We start from the raw sequence: 18,714 nt of genomic DNA on the forward strand, positions 1-18,714 counted from the left end.
CTACGACCGCGCCGTGCGCCAGCTCGTCAGCAGCCGGGTCTGCAGGCCGAACATCTCACGCTCCTCCTCCGGCTCGGCATGGTCGTAGCCGAGCAGGTGCAGCACGCCGTGCACGGTGAGCAGGTGCAGCTCGTCCGCGGTCGAATGGCCGGCCGTGGCGGCCTGCTTGGCGGCCACGTCGGGGCAGAGCACGATGTCGCCGAGCAGGCCGGGCTCGCCGCCGCTGGCCTCGCCGGGACCGTGGTCGACGCTGCCCTCGTCCATCGGGAAGGCGAGCACGTCGGTCGGCCCGTCCCCGCCCATCCAGCGGTGGTTCAGCTCGGTCATGTACTCCACGTCGACCAGCAGCACGGACAGCTCGGCGAGGGGTTGACCCCCATCTCGTCGAGGGCGTGCCGGGCGACGGCGAGCACCGCGTCGGTGTCGACGTCGACACCGGACTCGTTGGCAATCTCGATGGACAACTCGTTCCCCTGACCTGCTCCGACTCGTCCCTAGCGCCGCCGGCCGGCCCGGCCGCCGTGCGCGCTCTGTGCGGTCCGACCCGGTACGGCGTGCACGCCCTGACCCTGCTGCGACTCCCGCGCGGCGTCCCACTTGGCGTACGCGTCGACGATCTCGCTGACCAGCCGGTGCCGGACCACGTCCGAGCTGGTGAGCTGGGCGAAGTGCACGTCGTCCACGCCCGCGAGGATGTCCCGCACCACGCGCAGCCCGCTGGTCGTCCCGCCCGGCAGGTCGACCTGGGTGATGTCGCCGGTGACCACGACCTTGGAGCCGAAGCCCAGCCGGGTCAGGAACATCTTCATCTGCTCCGGGGTGGTGTTCTGTGCCTCGTCCAGGATGATGAAGGCGTCGTTGAGGGTGCGGCCCCGCATGTACGCCAGCGGCGCGACCTCGATCGTCCCGGCCGCCATCAGCTTGGGGATGGAGTCCGGGTCGAGCATGTCGTGCAGCGCGTCGTAGAGCGGCCGCAGGTACGGGTCGATCTTCTCGTAGAGGGTGCCCGGCAGGAAGCCCAGCCGCTCCCCCGCCTCGACCGCCGGCCGGGTCAGAATGATCCGGTTGACCTGCTTGGCCTGCAGCGCCTGCACGGCCTTGGCCATGGCCAGGTAGGTCTTGCCGGTGCCGGCCGGGCCGATGCCGAAGACGACGGTGTTCGCGTCGATGGCGTCGACGTAGTGCTTCTGCCCGAGCGTCTTGGGGCGGATCGTGCGCCCACGCCGGGACAGGACGTTGAGGGTCAGAACCTCGGCGGGCCGCTCGGCGGTGCCCTGCTCGAGCATCCCGACGGTACGCCGCACGGCGTCGGTGGTCAGCGTCTCGCCCTTCTCGATCAGTTCGAGGAGTTCGGTGAAGAGGCGCTCGGCGAGCGCGTTGTCGGCGGGCGCACCGGTGATCGTGATCTCGTTGCCACGGACGTGCACGTCGCTGCCGATCGAGCGTTCGACAAGCCGGAGGATCTCATCTCCGGCGCCCAGCAGGTTGACCATGATCTGCGGATCCGGGACCGTGATCCTGGTCTGCACCCGGGGCTGCCCGGGGGTGGAGTGCCGGTCATAGGTCGGGCCGAACGGCCCTGCGCCACCTGCTCTCGATCTCGGTGCCGGGCGCTGCTGGCCCGGCGTACGGACGTCTCGCTCATCGTATCCGGTCAACGCCGGGACGGCCCCGCCCATTTCCGCCCGCGTCGCCCGCGCCGGGTCAGCCGCGGAAGTCGTACCGCTCGAACGTTTCCTGCCGGCGACTGAACCGGTACGTCGCCCAGTGCATTGTGACCACGGTGCCCGATTCGTCCCGGGTGAGCCGCAACAGCTCGCCCGCCTCCCGGCCGGAGACCGTGCGCAGCACGTCCGGCCGGTCGGGCAGCGGCGCGAACACCGCCGGCGGCAGCCCGGCCGGGCTGTCCGCGCCGCGCGCCTGCAGCGCGCCGTCGTGCCAGCCGAAGACGAACTCGAAGCCCTCGCTCCACCACCGGCCCAGCAGACCCCGGTACGCCGCCGGCGCCGGCCGGCCCGGCGACCAGGGCGTGATCTCCGCCGGGTCGTCCTGCACGGCGGCGGCCATCAGCCGGTGCGGCAGCTCGCCGATCTCGCCGGCGGTGCCGGACGAGGCCAGCACCGCGCAGCCCATGGCCTGCGGCGTGCCGGTGCCGCCGCGCCGGCCGTACACCGAGGCCAGGAAGCCGGGCATGGCCCCGTCGTGGCCGACGTGCACCACCCGGTCGCCCTGCGGCAGCAGGATCAGCCCCAGGCCGAACCCGGCCCCCCAGGACGTCTCGTCGGTCACCGTGCGGGGCCAGCGCATCTCCTCCAGGGTCTCCGGCCGCAGCACCGCGCCCCGCGGGTCGACGGTGCCGGGATCGGCCAGGAAGGCCGCCCACCGGGCCATGTCCCCGGCCGTGCTCCAGAGCTGGGCCGCCGGGCCGAGCGGGCCGAGGTCGATCGGCGGTTCGGCCCGGGCCTCGTCGGAGTACGCGTCGACCAGGAACCCGGTCGCCGCCCGCGGCCCGCCCTCGACGGCGGTGCCGGCCAGACCGAGCGGGGTCAGGATCCGCTCGGCGAGCACCTCCGCCCAGGTACCGCCGCGCAGCCGGCCCACGGCGTGCCCGAGCAGCGACAGGCCGAGATTGGAGTAGTGGTAGCGCCGCCCGGTCGGCAGCACCCGCTCCACCCGGGCCAGGTCGACCAGCATCTGGTCGAGGTCCGGCACCCGCAGCGTGTCCCACACGTCGCCGTACGGCTCGCGCTGCAGGCCGGCGGTGTGCGACAGCAGCCGGGCCACCGTCAGCTCCCGGTGCGCCGGTACGTCCAGGTGCCGGCCGATCGGGTCGTCGAGGTCGAGCAGCCCGTCGTCGCGGCACTGCAGCACCAGCACCGCGGTCAGGCTCTTGGTGACCGAGCCGATCCGGAACCGGGTTTCGGCGTCCAGCGCGGTGGCGTTGCCGGTGCCGCCGACCGCGTACGACCACATCGGGCGGTCGGCCCGGTGCAGGGCCACCGCCAGCGCCGGCACCCGGGCCGCGGCCTGGACCTGCCGGGTCATCCGCTCCAGCCGTGGCACCGCGTCGGTCATCGGCGCACCCCTGTCGCCTGCCACCCCGGTCACTGGCAGAGCATCGGCCCGAGGGGCCGCCGCCCAGCACGTGCGCGTGCGCGTGCGCGACCTCCTGGCCGCTGTCCGGACCGGTGTTGAAGATCAGCCGGAACCCGTCCGCGGCCACGCCCTCGTGCTCGGCCACCACCGCCGCCGTGTTCAGCACCTCGGCGGAGACCTCCGGGTCGGCCTCGGCCATCGTCACCACGTCGCCGAAGTGCTCCTTCGGGATCACCAGGACGTGTACGGGTGCCTTCGGGGCGATGTCCCGGAACGCGAGGGTGCGCTCGGTCTCCCGGACGATGGTCGCCGGGATCTCCCCGGCCACGATCCTGCAGAACAGACAGTCGTCGTTTGCCACCTGCGCATGGTAGGCCACCACCGCCCGCCCGGCCCGGTCCCGGTCACCAGCGGCGGAGGCGGGCCGAGAGCACCGCGAGCGCGGCCACGCCGGCCGTCGAGGTACGCAGCACCGCGTCGCCCAGCCGGACCGGCCGCGCCCCGACGGCGGCGAAGGCCGACAGCTCGTCCGGGGTGATCCCGCCCTCGGGCCCGATCACCAGCACGATCTCCCCGGCGGCCGGCAGCTCGACCGCGGTGAGCCGCTCGGTCGCCTCCTCGTGCAGCACGACCGCCACGGCGGCGCCGGCCAGCCGGCGGGCCACCTGAGCGGTCGAGACGTCCGGGTCGCCGCCGACCACGGGCAGCCAGGGCCGGCGGGCCTGCTTGGCGGCCTCCCGGGCGGTGCTCGTCCAGCGCTCCCGGGAGCGGGCGCCGCGCTCACCCCGCCACTGCGCCACCGACCGGGCCGCGGCCCACGGCACGATCTCGTCCACCCCGGTCTCGGTCATCGCCTGCACCGCCAGCTCGCCCCGGTCGCCCTTGGCGATGCCCTGCACCGCCACGAGCCGCGGGTCGGGCGGTGCGGCGTACCGGGTCTGCTCGATCCGGTAGTCCAGGGTGCCCCGGCCGACGGCGCTGACCTCGGCGGTGGCCGTGCCGCCCCGGCCGTCGGCGAGGATCAGCCGTTCGCCGACCCGCAGCCGTTGCACGGTGGCGGCGTGCCGGCCCTCCGCGCCGTCGAGGACGCCGGTGCCGCCGCCCGGCAGCTCGTCGACCAGGAACAGGGGTGCGCTCACCGGCTACGCGTGGCCGTTGAACGCGTCGCGCATCCGGGAGAAGAAGCCGCCCTGCTTGGACAGCTCGGCGACCTCCTCGCCGCGGGTCTTGGCGAAGTCGCGCAGCATCCGCTCCTGGTCGGCGTCGAGCTTGGTGGGGGTACGCACGTCCAGGTGCACGAACAGGTCACCCCGGCCGGTGCCGCGCAGGTGGGGTATGCCCCGGGCGCGCAGCCGCAGCGTGCTGCCCGGCTGGGTGCCCGGCTTCACGTCCACGGTCTCCTCGCTGTCCAGCGTCTTGATCGTCAGCCGGGTGCCCAGCGCGGCGGCGGTCATCGGGACGGTGACCCGGCAGTGCAGGTCGTCGCCCTTGCGCGAGTACACGTCGTGCGGCCGCTCGTGGATCTCCACGTACAGGTCGCCGGCCGTGCCGCCGCCCGGTCCCACCTCGCCCTGCTGGGCGAGGCGGATCCGCATGCCGTCCTCGACCCCGGCCGGGATCTTCACGGTCAGCGACCGGCGGGTGCGGACCCGGCCGTCGCCGGCGCAGGTCGGGCAGGGGTGCGGGACGGTCGTGCCGTACCCCTGGCAGACCGTGCAGGGCCGGGACGAGACGACCTGGCCCAGGAAGGTGCGCTGCACCGACTGCACCTCGCCGCGGCCACCGCACGCCTCGCAGGTGGCCAGGTGGGTGCCGGCCGCGGTGCCGGCGCCCGAGCATGTGGTGCAGAGCACGGCGGTGTCGACCGTGATCGGCGCCTCGACCCCGAACGCGGTCTCGTGCAGGTCGAGTTCCAGCCGGAGGATGGCGTCCGAGCCCGGCCGGGTACGCGGACGCGGGCCACGCCCGGCCCCGCCGCCGGCCGCGCCGAAGAACGCGTCCATGATGTCCTGGAAACCGACGAAAGGTCCGGCTCCCGCCGGCCCGGCCCCGCCGCCCCCGCCGGGAGCGAGCGGATCGCCGCCGAGATCCACGATCTGCCGCTTCTGGTCGTCGGAGAGCACCTCGTACGCGGCGTTGATCTCCTTGAACCGGTCGTGCGCCGCGGGATCCGGGTTGACGTCCGGGTGGTACTGCCGCGCCAACTTGCGGTAGGCACGCTTGATGTCATCGTCGGAAGCGTCCCGGCTCACGCCGAGGATCCCGTAGTAGTCCCTGGTCACTGCGTTCCGTGTCCCCATGTCGATCTCGCATCGGCCGCCGGTGGGCAGGTCGGCTCAGTTCTGCGCCAGCAGGTCACCCACGTAGCGTGCCACGGCACGCACGGTGGCGATGGTCCCGGGGTAATCCATCCTTGTCGGACCCAGGACACCCAGACCACCAACGATGGTGACACCCGGACCGTAGCCGGTGCTCACCACCGAGGTGCCCCGGAGGTTGTCGATCTCATTCTCGTCGCCGATCCGGACCCGGGTGGTGCTGGGCTCCGTCTCGCCGATGAGCTTGAGCAGGATGACCTCCTCCTCCAGCGCCTCCAGGATCGGCCGCAGCGAACCCTGGAAGTCCAGCAGGCCGGCCCGGGTCAGGTTGGCGGTCCCGGCCAGCGCGATCCGCTCCTCGTGCCGCTCCACCAGAGTCTCCAGCAGCACCGACGACAGCGCCACCATCGCACCGCGCAGCGCCGGGGCGGCCTCCTCGACGAGCGCCTGCACCAGCGGCGGCGTCTCGGACAGCCGGGTGCCGACCAGCTTCTCGTTGACCAGCCGGCGCAGGTCGAGCACGTCGTCGGCCGGCACCGGACCCGGCATCTCGACCAGCCGCTGCTCCACCCGGCCGGTGTCGGCGATCATGACCACCATCAGCCGGGTGGTGGAGATCGGCACCAGCTCCAGGTGCCGGACGGACGACCGGGCCAGGCTCGGGTACTGCACCACGGCGACCTGGCGGGTGAGCTGGGCGAGCAGCCGGACCGTCCGGTGCACCACGTCGTCCAGGTCGACGGCGCCCACCAGGAAGCGCTCGATGGCCCGGCGCTCCGCCGGGCTGAGCGGCTTGACCCGGGAGAGCCGGTCGACGAACAGCCGGTAGCCGCGGTCGGTCGGGACCCGACCGGCGCTGGTGTGCGGTTGCCGGATGTAGCCCTCCTCCTCCAGCACGGCCATGTCGTTGCGCACCGTGGCCGGCGACACACCCAACTGGTGCCGCTCGACCAGGGCCCGGCTGCCCACCGGCTCCTGGGTGGAGACGTAGTCCTCCACGATCGCCCGCAGGACGTCGAGCTTGCGCTCGTCGAGACCCATCCTTCACCTCCCGCCCAAGCCCGGATCCGGCGCCTGGCACTCGGCCACAGTGAGTGCCAGTCTACGACGACCGGCCCCGGACGCGCGATGATCACTTTCCGAAGCCGGCCGGACGGTGCTGGCGCGGGGTGACCCGACCTCCTACGGTGAGCGGCATGACGGAACCACCTCGACCGCCCGGAGCAGCCGGCTCCGGCGACGACGCAGCGGACCCCACCACTCCATATTCCCCGTCGGCCCCCTACCCGGGTGCCGACCCCCATGGCGCACCTTCCGGAACCAACCCGCCACCCGGCGGCTATCCCCCGCCGGGCGCCGGCGGCGGCTACCCGCCACCCGGCGGTCCGGGCTACCCGCCCGGCGGCGGATACCCCGCCGGCCCGCCGGCCGGCGGCTACCCCAGCCAGGACGACCGGACGTGGTCGTTGATCGCGCACTTCGGCGGACCGGTCGGCGTGGTGGTCGGTGCCTTCCTGCTCGGCTGGGTCGCCCCGCTGATCGCGCTGATGACCCGGGGGCAGCAGTCGCCGGTGGTCCGGGCGCACGCGGTCGCCGCGCTCAACTTCCAGATCACCTGGGCGGCGGTGTCCCTGGCCGGCTGGGTGGCCACGGCGATCACCTGCGGCCTGCTGGTCTTCATCCCGCTGCTCACCTGGCTGGTGCCGGTGATCTTCGGCATCATCGGCGGGGTCAAGGCCAACGAGGGGCAGCTCTACCGCTACCCCGTCTCGTACGCCTTCCTGAAGCGCTGACCCCTGCGTTCCCCGTCCCGGCCGCACGGCCGGGACGGGGACGCTCAGGGCAGCAGGTCGCGCACCACCGCGTCGGCGAGCAGCCGACCGCGCAGCGTCAGCACGGCCCGGCCGGCGGCGTACGGCTCGGCATCGAGCAGCCCGTCGGCCAGCGCCCGGCCGGCCGCGACCCGACCCGGCTCGTCCAGCGCCGCCAGCGGCAACCCGTCGGCCAGCCGCAACCGCAACATCACGTCCTCGGTCCGCCGGTCGGCGGCGGTCAGCACCTCCCGGCCGTGCCCCGGGGACCGGCCGGCGGCCAGCCGCGCCGCGTACCCGCTCGGGTGCTTGACGTTCCACCAGCGCACGCCGCCGACGTGACTGTGCGCCCCCGGGCCCAGACCCCACCAGTCGGCGCCGGTCCAGTAGAGCAGGTTGTGCCGGCACCGGGCGGCCGGCGTGGCGGCCCAGTTCGACACCTCGTACCAGCCGAGGCCGGCGGCGCTCAGCGCGGCCTCCGCCGCCAGGTAGCGGTCCGCCGCAACGTCGTCGGACGGGTACGGCAGCTCGCCCCGGCGCATCCGGGCGGCCAGCCGGGTGCCGTCCTCCACGATCAGCGCGTACGCGCTGACGTGGTCCACCCCGGCGGCGCTCACCTGGGCCAGCGACTCCGCGAAGTCCTCCGGGCGCTCCCCCGGCGTGCCGTAGATCAGGTCCAGGTTGACGTGCGCGAAGCCGGCCTCCCGCGCCTCCCGGGCCGCGGCGGTGGCCCGGCCCGGGGTGTGCCGCCGGTCGAGCACCGCCAGCACGCCGGGTGCGGCCGACTGCATGCCCAGGGAGATCCTGGTGAAGCCGGCGGCGCGCAGCGCCGCCAGCGACCGCGGCGTCACCGACTCCGGGTTGGCCTCGGTGGTCACCTCCGCGTCCGGCGCCAGCCCCCAGGTGGCGTCGATGCCCTCCAGGATCCGGGCCAGGTCCGCCGGCGGCAGCAGCGTGGGCGTGCCGCCGCCGACGAAGACGGTGTCCACCCGGCGCGGCGGCGCGTCCGCCAGCACCCGCCGGGCCAGCGCCAGCTCGGCCAGCACCGAGTCCGGGTACGTCTCCCGGTCCGCACCGCCGCCCAGCTCGCTCGCGGTGTAGGTGTTGAAGTCGCAGTACCCGCAGCGGCTCGCGCAGAACGGCACGTGGACGTACACGCCGAAGCCGCGCCGGCCGACCTCGCTCAGCGCGGCGGCCGGCAGCGCGCCGTCGGCGGGTACGGGTTCACCGTCTGGGAGGGCGCCGGGCATGGCGACTATTGTGCGCGCATGACCCAGGCCGCCGAGCAGCTCGTCCAGGTGTCCACCGCCGCCGGGGTGACCACGATCACCCTGGACAGCCCACGCAACCGCAACGCGCTCTCCACGGCGCTGATGGCGCAGCTGCTGGACGCGCTCGCGGCGGCGGTCGCCGACGACGCCGTCCGGGTGGTCGTGCTGGCGCACACCGGCCCGGTGTTCTGCTCCGGCGCCGACCTCAAGGAGACCGCCGCGGCGTACGCGGGCGGGACCGTGCCGGCCGGCGCCCTGGGTGAGGTCCTGGCGGCGATCTGGGAGTGCCCGAAGCCGGTGCTGGCCCAGGTGGGCGGCCCGGCCCGGGCCGGCGGGCTCGGGCTGATCGCGGCGGCCGACGTGGCGGTCTGCGCCAGCACGGCAACCTTCGCGTTCACCGAGGTCCGCATCGGGGTGATCCCGGCGGTCATCTCCGGCACCGTGCTGCGCCGGCTCACCCCCCGGGCCGCCGCCGAGCTGTACCTGACCGGCGAGATCTTCGACGGCGCCCGCGCCGCGCAGATCGGCCTGGTCACCGCGGCCGTGCCGGCGGCCGAGCTGACCGGGACGGTACGCCGGTACTGCGCGGCCCTGGTGCGCGGCGCACCCGGCGCGCTGGCCGGCACCAAGGAACTGCTCCGCCGGCCGGCCGGGGCGGACCTGCGTACCGAGCTGGCGGAACTGTCCGCGCTCTCCACCGGCTACTTCCACTCCGAGGAGGGCCGGGAGGGCGTGCTGGCGTTCCGCGAGAAGCGCTCGCCACGGTGGGTGACCGATCCTGAATGACCGTTCGTGCAATCGGCTTCGCTGTCCGGTTCGACGTAGGCTGGTGGAACTGCCGAGCAGGGGTAGGGGTTGCAGGCTCGAACGATGGCGGCGGCCGCCGTGGCTTTCACCGTGGTCGGGGTGGGCGCCTTCTACGCCCATCGCAGCGATCTACCCGGGCCACTTCCCCGGCCGATCGGCTGCGTGGTGCAGGCCGAGGGCACGGTCAACCTGGATCCCGCCCAGATGGCGAACGCGGCCACCATCGCCGCCGTCGGCATCCGGCGCGGCATGCCCGAACGCGGCATCGTGGTGGCCCTGGCCACCGCCTTCCAGGAGTCCCGGCTGCGCAACCTGGCCGGCGGCGACCGCGACTCGGTCGGGCTGTTCCAGCAGCGCCCGAGCCAGGGCTGGGGCACCCCGCAGCAGATCCGCGACCCCCGGTACGCCGCCGAGCGGTTCTACTCGGCGCTGCACAAGGTGCACGGCTGGGAACGGATGCGGGTGACCGACGCGGCGCAGAAGGTGCAGCGTTCGGCGTTCCCGGAGGCGTACCAGCAATGGGCCGACGACGCGGCGGTGCTGGCCCGGGCGCTGCTCGGCAACGCCTCCGGCGCGGTGGCCTGCACGGTCGCCCCGGTGCCCGCGCTGCGCGGCGTCGCCGCCACCACCGCACTGACCAGCATGATCGCCCTGGACTGGGGCACCGTGCCGGCCCCGCCGCCGGACCGGCTGGCCGGGTTCGCCCTGGCCGCCGTGGACGCCCGCGCCGGCTGGCGGTACGCGCACTGGCTGGTCTCGCACGCCGACGACAACGGCGTGAAGCGGGTCCGGTTCGCCGGTCTCCAGTGGACGGCCGGGGACGGCACCTGGTCGGCGATCCGCGACGGCTCCCCCAGCACCGATCGGGTGATCGCCGAGGTCTTCGCCGACGAGAGGTAGCTCAGCCCTTCACCGCCCCGGCCACCAGGCCGGACACCATCCGCCGCTGCACCAGCACGAAGAACACGATGACCGGCAGCGTGATCAGGGTGGAGGCGGCCATCACCGAGCCCCACGCCGTGTCGTCCCGGCCGAAGAAGAACGTCATGGCCACCGGCAGGGTGTACCGCTGCTGGTTGTTGATGAACGTCAGCGCGAAGATCAGCTCGTTCCAGGCGGTGATGAACGAGAAGATGCTGGTGGCCACCAGGCCCGGAGCCACCAGCGGCAGCAGCACCCGGCGGAAGATCTGCCCCCGGCTGGCCCCGTCGATCGCCGCCGCCTCCTCCAGTTCCTTGGGCACCGCGGCGACGAAGCCGCGCAGCATCCAGATCGCGAACGGCAGCGAGAAGCCCAGGTACGTGAGGATCAGGCTGGGCAGCGTGTTGTAGAGCCCGAGCCGCTGGATCATCAGGAACAGCGGGATGACCAGCGCCTCCAGCGGAATCATCTGCACCACCAGCAGCATCATCAGGAACGTGGTGCGCAACCGGAACCGGAACCGCGCCACGGCCGTCGCCGCGAGCAGCGCGACCAGCCCGCTGAGCAGCACCGTCGCCCCGGCCACCAGCACGCTGTTGACGAAGAAGTCCACGAACGTGACGCCGGGGATCAGGTTGCCGGTGAGGATCTCCCGGTAGTGCTCCAGCGTCGGTCGGGTGGGCACCGGGCGGGGCGTGGCGGCGAAGATGTCGCGGTTCGACTTCAGCGACGTCGCGATCATCCAGTAGACCGGGAAGACCGCGAACAGCGCCACCAGCAGCCCGGCACCGTTGCGCGCGAACCGCCTCACAGCTCATCCTCCTGCCTGAGCACCATGCGGACGTAGAAACCGGTGACCACGAGCAGGATCACCGTGAGGATCACCGCGATGGCCGCGCCCAGGCCGTACTTGGGCGGCGGCGAGAAGGCCGACGCGTACGAGTAGATGGAGAGCATGAACGTCGGCCGGTCCTGGGTGCCGCCGGCCAGCGTGTACTGCTGGGTGAAGACCTTGAAGTCCCAGATCGTGGAGAGCACGATCAGGATGCCGAACACCGGCCGCAACAGCGGGAAGGTCACCGACCAGAACACCCGCCACGGGCCGGCGCCGTCCACCCGGGCCGCCTCGTGCAACTCGCCCGGTACGCTCTTGAGCCCGGCGAGCACGCTCACCGCGATGAACGGGAACGAGTGCCAGACCACCACCAGGGTGAGGATGCTGAAGAACAGCAGCGGCGAGTTGAACCAGCCGTAGCCGGTCCAGTCGCTGCGACCGAAGACCGCCGACGACAGCCCGTCCGGCAGGGCGTTGAACAGCCAGGTCACCAGGCCGCTCGTGTCGTCGAAGATCCATTTCCAGACGATCGCGCCGGTCAGCGCGGGGGTGGCCCAGGCCAGCATCACGCAACTGCCCACGAACGTCGCCATCCGCCGGCCGAGCCGGTTGAGCAGCAGCCCCACCAGCGTGCCGAGGATCATCGTGAGCACCACGTTGGCGGCGGCGAACAGCACGGTGTTGCGCAGCACCGTGCGGAAGAACGGATCGGTGAGCACCGTCGTGTAGTTGGCCAGCCCCGCCCACGGCCACTCCCGGTCGCCCCGCAGCTGCCGGACGTTGTCCAGCTTGAAGAACGACATCGCGACCACCTGGCCGAGCGGCCAGAGCAGCAGGACGCCGATGACGGCGAGGCTGGGCAGCAACAGCAGGTACGGCAGCCGCTGCCCCGACCGCCGGCGGCGGGGGACGTCGGTCCCCCGTCCGCCGGCCTCGGTGCCCACCGGTGCCCGGGTGGCCAGGCTCATCCGAGCGCCTCTCGTTCGCTGCGCACGCTCACTGACCGTTGAGGATGCTGTCCATCTCGGCCGCCGCGTCCGAGGTCGCCTGCTCGACCGACTTCTGACCCTTGATCACCGAGCTGTTCATCGCCTGGGTGACCGTCTTGTTCCGGCTGACCTCCACCCACTTCGGGGTCAGCGGCGTGAGCCTGGTGTTCTGCATGGCGGTCGCGAACGGCGCCATGATCTTGTCGCTGGCGTACGTGTTGCCGGCGACCAGGTCCTGGTAGACCGGGAAGAAGCCGACGCTGCTCGCCCACTTGCCGTCGTTGGCCTTGCTCAGCAGCACGGTCATGTAGTCCCAGGCGAGGTCCTGGCGCTTGCTGTCCCGCCAGATGGCGATGTCCGAACCACCGGCGAAGGCCGGAGCCGGCTTGCCGTCCGGGCCGGGAATCGGGAACGTACCCCAGACCTTCTCGATATCCGGGTTGTCCTTCTTCATGGCACCCTGCTGCCAGCTACCGGCAAAGGTCATCGCGGCCTTCCCGGTGGCGAACTGGGTCCGGGCGTCGACCTCGTTCCAGCCGGCCGCGGCGGGCGGCGCCACCTTGTCCCTGGTCACCAGCCCGGTCCAGAACTCGACCGCCTTGCGGGCCTCCGGCGAGGTGTAGCCGGACTTCCAGGTGTCGCCGTCCCGGGTCGCGATCTCCCCGCCGGCCGCCCAGAGGAAGGAGTAGAACGGCAGCTCCGAGTTGCCGGGCAGCGCGATGCCGTAGGTGCCGGACTTCTTGGCCTGCACCGCCTTGGCGTCGGCCACCAACTCGTCCCAGGTGGTCGGGGGCTGCGTGATGCCCGCCTCGGCGAACCAGTCGGTGCGGTAGTACATGCCGCGCACGCCCGCGTACCAGGGCACGCCGTACTGCTTGCCGTCGAGCTGGGCGTTCCTCACCAGGTCCGGCAGGATGTCCTTGCCCTCCGCCCAGCCGGACATCCGGCCGGTGAGGTCGGCCAGCGCCTCCTGCTGGGCCCAGCCCTGCGTCTCGGTGTTGCCCAGTTCGGTGACGTCGGGTCCCTCGCCGCCGGCCAGCGCCGCCTGGAACTTCGTCGGCGCCTCCAGCCACGGGACGTACTGCACCACCACGTCGGTCTCGGGGTGCTTCTGTTTGAACTCGGCCTCCACGGCGTCGAGGAAGGAGTTCTGCGCCTCGCCGCCCTCGCCCATCATCCAGACCGTCAGCTTGCTGGTGTCGGCCGCCTTCTCGTCCGATCCGCCGCACGCGGTGAGCAGCATCGCTGCCGAGGCCACCACGGCGGTAACCGGGCCGAACCCGCTCCACCTCTTCACGACACATCTCCCTCGCGACTGGCATTAACCTTCTCTGCCGCACCCTAGTAGGAAAAATTCCTTTACGACAGGGGGCACATCAACGAGCGGTCAGGTGCCGGTCGGCGCAGCTCAGACAGACCATAGGGGCGCCGGCGGGCAACGTAAGAGGCCCTGGCGGCGGGCGGTGGGCAGCGTAAGGGGCGCCCGGCCGAACGGCCGGGCGCCCCTGGGGGTACGCGATGACGAGGATCAGTACCGGCTCACGCCGCGCCGCCCACCGACACCGGACACGATGGCCACGGCGATGGCGGCCACCACGACCTGCACCAGCAGCTCGGCCCAGTCGACGCCGGCGGTCTCGGTGGCGATCCCGGCGGCCCGGGCGATCACGGTGCCCAGCAGGGCCGCCCCGACGCCGATCACCATGTGCAGCCACATCGGCATGTTCTGGCGGCCCGGAACGACCAGGCGGCCGAGCGCGCCGACGATGAGACCAACGATGAGCGCGGTGATGATACCCATAACAGTCACGGTCGCCCTCCTCAGGGTGCGTCACACATTCACAATGTTTGTTGTTGCTGTGCCGCACACGTAGTTCCCGAGGGCCCGAAATCTCAAACCGCCCCAACCGCCAACTTGTCGTGCCATGTCCAATACCGCCTGGTCCGGCACGGGCAGGGCGGGCGGGGCTACTTCTTGCCACCGCCCTTGGCGTCGCCGGGGAGTCGGAGGTGGACAGCGCGGCGATGAACGCCTCCTGCGGCACCTCGACCCGGCCGACCATCTTCATCCGCTTCTTGCCTTCCTTCTGCTTCTCCAGCAGCTTCCGCTTCCGGGTGATGTCACCGCCGTAGCACTTCGCCAGCACGTCCTTGCGGATCGCCCGGATCGTCTCCCGGGCGATCACCCGGTTGCCGATGGCCGCCTGGATGGGCACCTCGAACTGCTGCCGCGGGATCAGCGCCCGCAGCTTCGCGGCGATGGTCGTGCCGTACCCGTACGCCTTGTCCTTGTGCACGATGGCGCTGAACGCGTCCACCGGCTCGCCGTGCAGCAGGATGTCCACCTTGACCAGTTCCGAGGACTGCTCGCCGGAGGGCTCGTAGTCCAGGCTGGCGTAGCCCTTGGTCCGGCTCTTGAGCTGGTCGAAGAAGTCGAAGATGATCTCGGCGAGCGGAAGCGTGTAGCGCAGCTCGACCCGGTCGGTGGACAGGTAGTCCATCCCCATGAGCGAACCGCGGCGACCCTGGCACAGCTCCATCACCGCGCCCACGTAGTCGTTCGGGGTGAGCACCGTGGCCCGGACGATCGGCTCGAACACCTCGGCGATCTTGCCCGTCGGATACTCGCTCGGGTTCGTGACCGTGACCTCCGTGCCGTCCTCCAGCACGGCCCGGTAGACCACGTTCGGCGCGGTCGAGATGAGGTCCAGGCCGAACTCGCGCTCCAGCCGCTCCCGGATGATCTCCAGGTGCAGCAGGCCGAGGAAGCCGCAGCGGAACCCGAAGCCCAGGGCGCCCGAGGTCTCCGGCTCGTAGCTCAACGCCGCGTCGTTGAGCTTCAACTTGTCCAGCGCCTCCCGCAGGTCCGGGTAGTCGGACCCGTCGATCGGGTACAGCCCCGAGTAGACCATCGGCTTCGGATCCTTGTACCCGCCGAGCGGCTCGGCGGCCGGCCGGGAGTTGATGGTGACGGTGTCACCGACCCGCGACTGCCGGACGTCCTTCACGCCGGTGATCAGGTAGCCCACCTCACCCACGCCCAGCCCGTCGGCCTTCTGCATCTCGGGCGAGATGACCCCGATCTCCAGCAGCTCGTGCGCCGCGCCGGTGGACATCATCTTGATCCGGTCCCGGGCCTCGATCCGGCCGTCGATGACCCGGACGTACGTCACGACGCCGCGGTACACGTCGTACACGGAGTCGAAGATCATGGCCCGGGCGGGCGCATCGACGTTGCCCACCGGCGGCTGGAACTGCCGGACGATCTCGTCCAGCAGGTACGACACGCCCTCACCGGTCTTACCGGAGACCCGGATGCAGTCGCCCGGGTCGACGCCGATCAGCCGGGCCAGTTCCTCGGCGTACTTGTCCGGCTGCGCCGCCGGCAGGTCGATCTTGTTAAGGACCGGGATGATGTGCAGGTCGTTTTCCAGCGCCAGGTAGAGGTTTGCCAGCGTCTGCGCCTCGATCCCCTGGGCGGCGTCCACCAGCAGGATGGCGCCCTCGCAGGCGGCAAGCGATCGGGACACCTCGTACGTGAAGTCCACGTGGCCCGGGGTGTCGATCATGTTGAGCACGGCGGCCTCGCCCTGCCGCTCCCCTCGCGGACGGCCCACGGCATCCGGACCGCCTGGCTCTTGATCGTGATGCCCCGCTCGCGTTCGATGTCCATCCGGTCGAGATACTGCGCACGCATCTGCCGGGGGTCGACCACGCCGGTGAGCTGCAACATCCGGTCGGCCAGCGTCGACTTACCGTGGTCGATGTGGGCGATGATGCAGAAGTTCCGGATCGCGCCGGCGGCGGTGGCACCGGGGGCGTACGCGCCAGGATCGAGCGTCGGTGGCACAGACGGTCCGTTCTAGTCGGCGGAAAAGTGCGACCTCACCATGTTCCCACGCCGCCCGGACCGGCCCACGCCGAGTGGCTGCGACGCCGACCGGCCGGCGGGCGGCCCACGGTCACTCGGCGGGCGGCTCCAGGAACAGCTCGGCCAGCCGGGGCAGCCGGTCCCGCACCTGATCCGGGTCGTCGAAGTCCCAGAAGTCGGCGACGTCCGGCCGGACCACGGGCTGCTCCGGCGGCGGAAGCTCCGCGGCCGTGGCCCGCCGGTGCGCCTCGGCGGGAACGTCCAGCATCTCGGTGGCGGCGAACTCCAGGCCGGTGAGGGCGGCCTGGCGCACCGCGGGCAGGTCGGCCAGGCCGTCCGGAGCGGCCACCGCGCCGGCGAAGACCTGCCGGCCCTGGGTCAGCAGCCACCCCCGGAACGCGTCGAAGCCCTCGTCGGAGCAGCCGCCGTTGATCAGGTACGCCGCACCCCACAGGTCGGCCTTCTGCGAGGCGGCCAGCACCCGGTCCAGGTGCCGGGACCAGCCGACGATCTCCGCCGGGTCCCGCTCGGCCAGTTCGGCGCCCGCCCGGGCGGCGATCGCCGACGCGTCGGCCGGCCCACCCGCACGGGCCCGGTCGATCACGGCCCAGAAGTCGTCCGTCCTCATGGCCAGCAGTCTGTCACCCGTGCCGACGCGAGGTGGTTTTGGCCCGTACCGGCCCACCTGGTAACCTGACTCTTCGCGCGTCCGGACGAGACGTCGCCGTTCCGGCGATGTCCTCCCGCGCGGCGTAACCAGACCAATCGAGCAACCAGGACGAGGCTGTCGCGTGGCGAACATCAAGTCCCAGATCAAGCGCAACCGGCAGAACGAGAAGCGCCGGCTGCGGAACAAGTCGGTCAAGTCGTCGCTGAAGACCGCCATCCGCAAGTTCCACGAGGCGAGCGAGGCTGGCGACGCCGAGAAGGCCACCGCGCTGATGCGCGCCGCCTCCCGGCAGCTGGACAAGGCCGTCAGCAAGGGTGTGATCCACGCCAACCAGGCGGCGAACCGCAAGTCGTCGATCGCCAAGCGCCTGGACAAGCTCTCCGCCTGACGGATCAGCGTCCGCGCCGACCCACCCCCGATCACCCTCAGGGTGCCGGGGGTGATTGTCGTTGGTCGACGATGTGCCGGACGGCGGCCGGCAGCTCCCGGGCCGGTGGATCCGCGACGGCGGCCGACCCGCCCGCCGGGTCCGCGGCGGCGGCCGACCCGCCCGCCGGGTCCGCGAGGGCACCGACCTGCAGGCCGGGAAGTGCCGCCCGCTGGCCGGGCGCGTCCCCGGCGCCCAGCGGCAATCCCGGGACGATGGCCGTCTGGTCGAGAGCGGTCGCGCCGCCCAGCGGGGCCGGCGGGACGGCGGCCCGCCCCACGGCCAGGGTCATCTGCTGGCGGAACAGTTCGCGCTCCCGTTCGGGCACCCGGGCGGCCGATCGCATGAGCGCGGACGCCGCCTCGTCGTTCAGCTTCACCATCGCGGCCACGGCGAGCGGCAGGGCCAGGATGGTCCACCAGCTCACCAGTTCGGCGAGCGCGAGCAGCAGCGACAGGATGATCGTGCCCTCGAAGAAGGCGAAGCAGAGCAACCCACCGGGTTCGACGTGCCGGAGGCCGAGGACCCGCGCATAGAGCGGGCGCGCCCGTTCCTGGTCGCGGGAGAGCGCCAGGCCCATCCGGCCCGGCCGCTGCCACGGCATCCACTCCTCTTCCATTCCCCGCATGCTCACCGCTCCATACCGCCGCCCGCTCGGGAGAGACCCGGTCTGGCGTCGCCGGACCGGGCGCCGACCACCGCGAAGACCGCCCGTTCCAGCGCGTACTCCCGGTCGTCGGCTCCGCCCTTCACGGCCGCGTTGCACTCCGCGGTCGCGTGCATCGCGCTGGCCAGCCCCTCCGGCGTCCATCCGCGGCTCTGGCGCTGGGCGCGTTCGATCTTCCACGCCGGCATTCCGAGGCTGCTGGCCAACTGGTACGGGCTGCCCCGGCCCGCCGAGGCGACCCGGGCGACCGTGCGGACCCCGTCGGCGAGGGCGTCGGCGATGGGTACCGGATCGACGCCGACGTGCAGCGCCCAGCGCAACGCCTCAAGCGCCCCCGGTACGTCACCGACCATGGCGGCATCGGCGACGGTGAACCCGCTCACCTCGGCCCGTCCCCGGTAGTAGCGCGCCACCGTGCCCGGATCGATCCTGCCGTCGGTGTCGGTCACCAACTGGGAGCAGGCCGCGGCCAGTTCCCGCAGGTCGTTGCCGACCGCCGCGAGCAGCGCCTCGGCCGCCTCGTCGGTGCACCGCCCGCCGACCCGGCGGATCTCGGCCCGGACGAAGCCGACCCGGTCCCGATGGCCCTTCAGCTTCCCGGCCGGCACGACCGTGGCTCCGGCGGCCTTCAGCCCTTCGGCGAACGCCTTGCCCTTGGCCCCGCCGGCGTGTTCGACCACCAACTGAACCTCGGGGTCCGGATTGCGGGCGTACGCCAGCAGCGCGGCCACCAGATCCTTGCGGGCATCCTGTCCGGACCGCAGCACGAGCACCCGGCGACCGCCGAACAGGGACGGGCTGAGCATCTCGGCGATCTCGCCGGGGGTCAGCGCGCCGGCGGCGTAGTGCCGGACGTCGGCGTCGGGGTCCGACCGGCGGGCCGTCTCGACCGCGTCCGCCACGGCGCGGGTCGCGAGCAGTTCCTCGTCGCCGAGGACAAGCAGCACGGTGGGAAGGTCGGTGCCGGTCACCGCGCCATACTCGCACGCGGTGCCGGCACAACGGGCCTGGTCAGCTCATCCACAGTGGCT

Annotated in this window: 16 protein-coding genes and 4 pseudogenes; 4 read left to right on the plus strand and 16 right to left on the minus strand. The window is 72.3% G+C overall.

All coding sequences use genetic code 11. The features are described from left to right. The 7 genes and pseudogenes from ybeY to hrcA all read right to left on the minus strand — a co-directional run bounded on the left by ybeY (position 1) and on the right by hrcA (position 6,455). Positions 1–464 (minus strand): annotated as a pseudogene (gene ybeY, locus CIK06_RS21990) (rRNA maturation RNase YbeY). Positions 465–494: 30 nt separating this feature from the next. Beyond that, a pseudogene (locus CIK06_RS21995) lies at positions 495–1,561 on the minus strand (PhoH family protein). A 143-nt stretch (positions 1,562–1,704) separates the two neighbouring features. Continuing rightward, the gene (locus CIK06_RS22000; protein ID WP_095566401.1) at positions 1,705–3,075 is read right to left on the minus strand and encodes a serine hydrolase; all 1,371 of its coding nucleotides are present in this window, start codon (positions 3,073–3,075) and stop codon (positions 1,705–1,707) included. A 46-nt stretch (positions 3,076–3,121) separates the two neighbouring features. Then, positions 3,122–3,457, minus strand: a pseudogene (locus CIK06_RS30265) (histidine triad nucleotide-binding protein); the annotation flags it as partial. A gap of 43 nt (positions 3,458–3,500) precedes the next feature. Beyond that, a complete protein-coding gene (locus CIK06_RS22010; RefSeq protein ID WP_095566402.1) occupies positions 3,501–4,235 on the minus strand; it encodes a 16S rRNA (uracil(1498)-N(3))-methyltransferase in 735 nt (244 codons plus the stop codon). A 3-nt stretch (positions 4,236–4,238) separates the two neighbouring features. After that, positions 4,239–5,378, minus strand: a complete 1,140-nt coding sequence (gene dnaJ / locus CIK06_RS22015; RefSeq protein ID WP_198348380.1) for a molecular chaperone DnaJ — start codon at positions 5,376–5,378, stop codon at positions 4,239–4,241. A gap of 54 nt (positions 5,379–5,432) precedes the next feature. Continuing rightward, entirely contained in the window at positions 5,433–6,455 is a 1,023-nt protein-coding gene (gene hrcA / locus CIK06_RS22020) for a heat-inducible transcriptional repressor HrcA (protein ID WP_095566404.1), read from the minus strand. A gap of 155 nt (positions 6,456–6,610) precedes the next feature. Between hrcA and CIK06_RS22025 the strand changes: the two genes are divergently transcribed. After that, on the plus strand, positions 6,611–7,207 hold the full coding sequence (locus CIK06_RS22025) for a DUF4870 domain-containing protein (RefSeq protein ID WP_095566405.1): 597 nt from the start codon (positions 6,611–6,613) through the stop codon (positions 7,205–7,207). A gap of 44 nt (positions 7,208–7,251) precedes the next feature. On the opposite strand, the gene hemW is transcribed toward CIK06_RS22025, so the two are convergent. Next, positions 7,252–8,475 (minus strand): radical SAM family heme chaperone HemW, encoded by a 1,224-nt coding sequence (hemW, locus tag CIK06_RS22030; RefSeq protein ID WP_095566406.1) that lies wholly within the window; start codon positions 8,473–8,475, stop codon positions 7,252–7,254. An 18-nt stretch (positions 8,476–8,493) separates the two neighbouring features. Here hemW and CIK06_RS22035 point away from each other — a divergent pair, with 18 nt between their 5' ends. Both CIK06_RS22035 and CIK06_RS22040 read left to right on the plus strand, forming a co-directional pair. Then, complete coding sequence (locus CIK06_RS22035) at positions 8,494–9,282, plus strand: enoyl-CoA hydratase-related protein (protein WP_095566407.1); 789 nt, start codon at positions 8,494–8,496, stop codon at positions 9,280–9,282. Positions 9,283–9,351: 69 nt separating this feature from the next. Beyond that, positions 9,352–10,203: a hypothetical protein gene (locus tag CIK06_RS22040; protein WP_369916002.1), complete on the plus strand. Its 852-nt coding sequence runs from the start codon at positions 9,352–9,354 to the stop codon at positions 10,201–10,203. Position 10,204: 1 nt separating this feature from the next. On the opposite strand, the gene CIK06_RS22045 is transcribed toward CIK06_RS22040, so the two are convergent. From CIK06_RS22045 to CIK06_RS22070, 6 genes and pseudogenes are all read right to left on the minus strand, one after another. Further along, positions 10,205–11,035, minus strand: coding sequence for a carbohydrate ABC transporter permease (locus CIK06_RS22045; RefSeq protein ID WP_095566409.1), 831 nt, complete (start codon positions 11,033–11,035; stop codon positions 10,205–10,207). Continuing rightward, positions 11,032–12,027, minus strand: a complete 996-nt coding sequence (locus CIK06_RS22050; protein WP_095566410.1) for a carbohydrate ABC transporter permease — start codon at positions 12,025–12,027, stop codon at positions 11,032–11,034. The genes CIK06_RS22045 and CIK06_RS22050 overlap by 4 nt, the downstream gene beginning before the upstream one ends. A gap of 28 nt (positions 12,028–12,055) precedes the next feature. Beyond that, on the minus strand, positions 12,056–13,345 hold the full coding sequence (locus CIK06_RS22055) for a sugar ABC transporter substrate-binding protein (RefSeq protein WP_232533792.1): 1,290 nt from the start codon (positions 13,343–13,345) through the stop codon (positions 12,056–12,058). 231 nt (positions 13,346–13,576) lie between these two features. Beyond that, positions 13,577–13,849: a GlsB/YeaQ/YmgE family stress response membrane protein gene (locus tag CIK06_RS22060; RefSeq protein WP_095566412.1), complete on the minus strand. Its 273-nt coding sequence runs from the start codon at positions 13,847–13,849 to the stop codon at positions 13,577–13,579. A 167-nt stretch (positions 13,850–14,016) separates the two neighbouring features. Further along, a pseudogene (lepA, locus tag CIK06_RS22065) lies at positions 14,017–15,898 on the minus strand (translation elongation factor 4). A gap of 112 nt (positions 15,899–16,010) precedes the next feature. Beyond that, positions 16,011–16,547, minus strand: coding sequence for a DUF4240 domain-containing protein (locus tag CIK06_RS22070; protein WP_095566413.1), 537 nt, complete (start codon positions 16,545–16,547; stop codon positions 16,011–16,013). A 163-nt stretch (positions 16,548–16,710) separates the two neighbouring features. Between CIK06_RS22070 and rpsT the strand changes: the two genes are divergently transcribed. Continuing rightward, positions 16,711–16,977 carry a 30S ribosomal protein S20 gene (rpsT, locus tag CIK06_RS22075; RefSeq protein ID WP_095566414.1) on the plus strand — a complete coding sequence of 89 codons (267 nt, stop codon included), beginning with the start codon at positions 16,711–16,713 and terminating at the stop codon, positions 16,975–16,977. Between the two features lie 37 nt (positions 16,978–17,014). On the opposite strand, the gene CIK06_RS22080 is transcribed toward rpsT, so the two are convergent. Together CIK06_RS22080 and holA are read right to left on the minus strand one after the other, a co-directional pair. Further along, complete coding sequence (locus CIK06_RS22080; protein ID WP_198347969.1) at positions 17,015–17,644, minus strand: hypothetical protein; 630 nt, start codon at positions 17,642–17,644, stop codon at positions 17,015–17,017. Positions 17,645–17,646: 2 nt separating this feature from the next. Next, positions 17,647–18,654: a DNA polymerase III subunit delta gene (gene holA / locus CIK06_RS22085; RefSeq protein WP_095566415.1), complete on the minus strand. Its 1,008-nt coding sequence runs from the start codon at positions 18,652–18,654 to the stop codon at positions 17,647–17,649. Positions 18,655–18,714: the final 60 nt, after the last annotated feature.

Origin of the sequence: Plantactinospora sp. KBS50, from assembly GCF_002285795.1 — a bacterium.
Taxonomy (GTDB): Bacteria; Actinomycetota; Actinomycetes; order Mycobacteriales; family Micromonosporaceae; genus KBS50.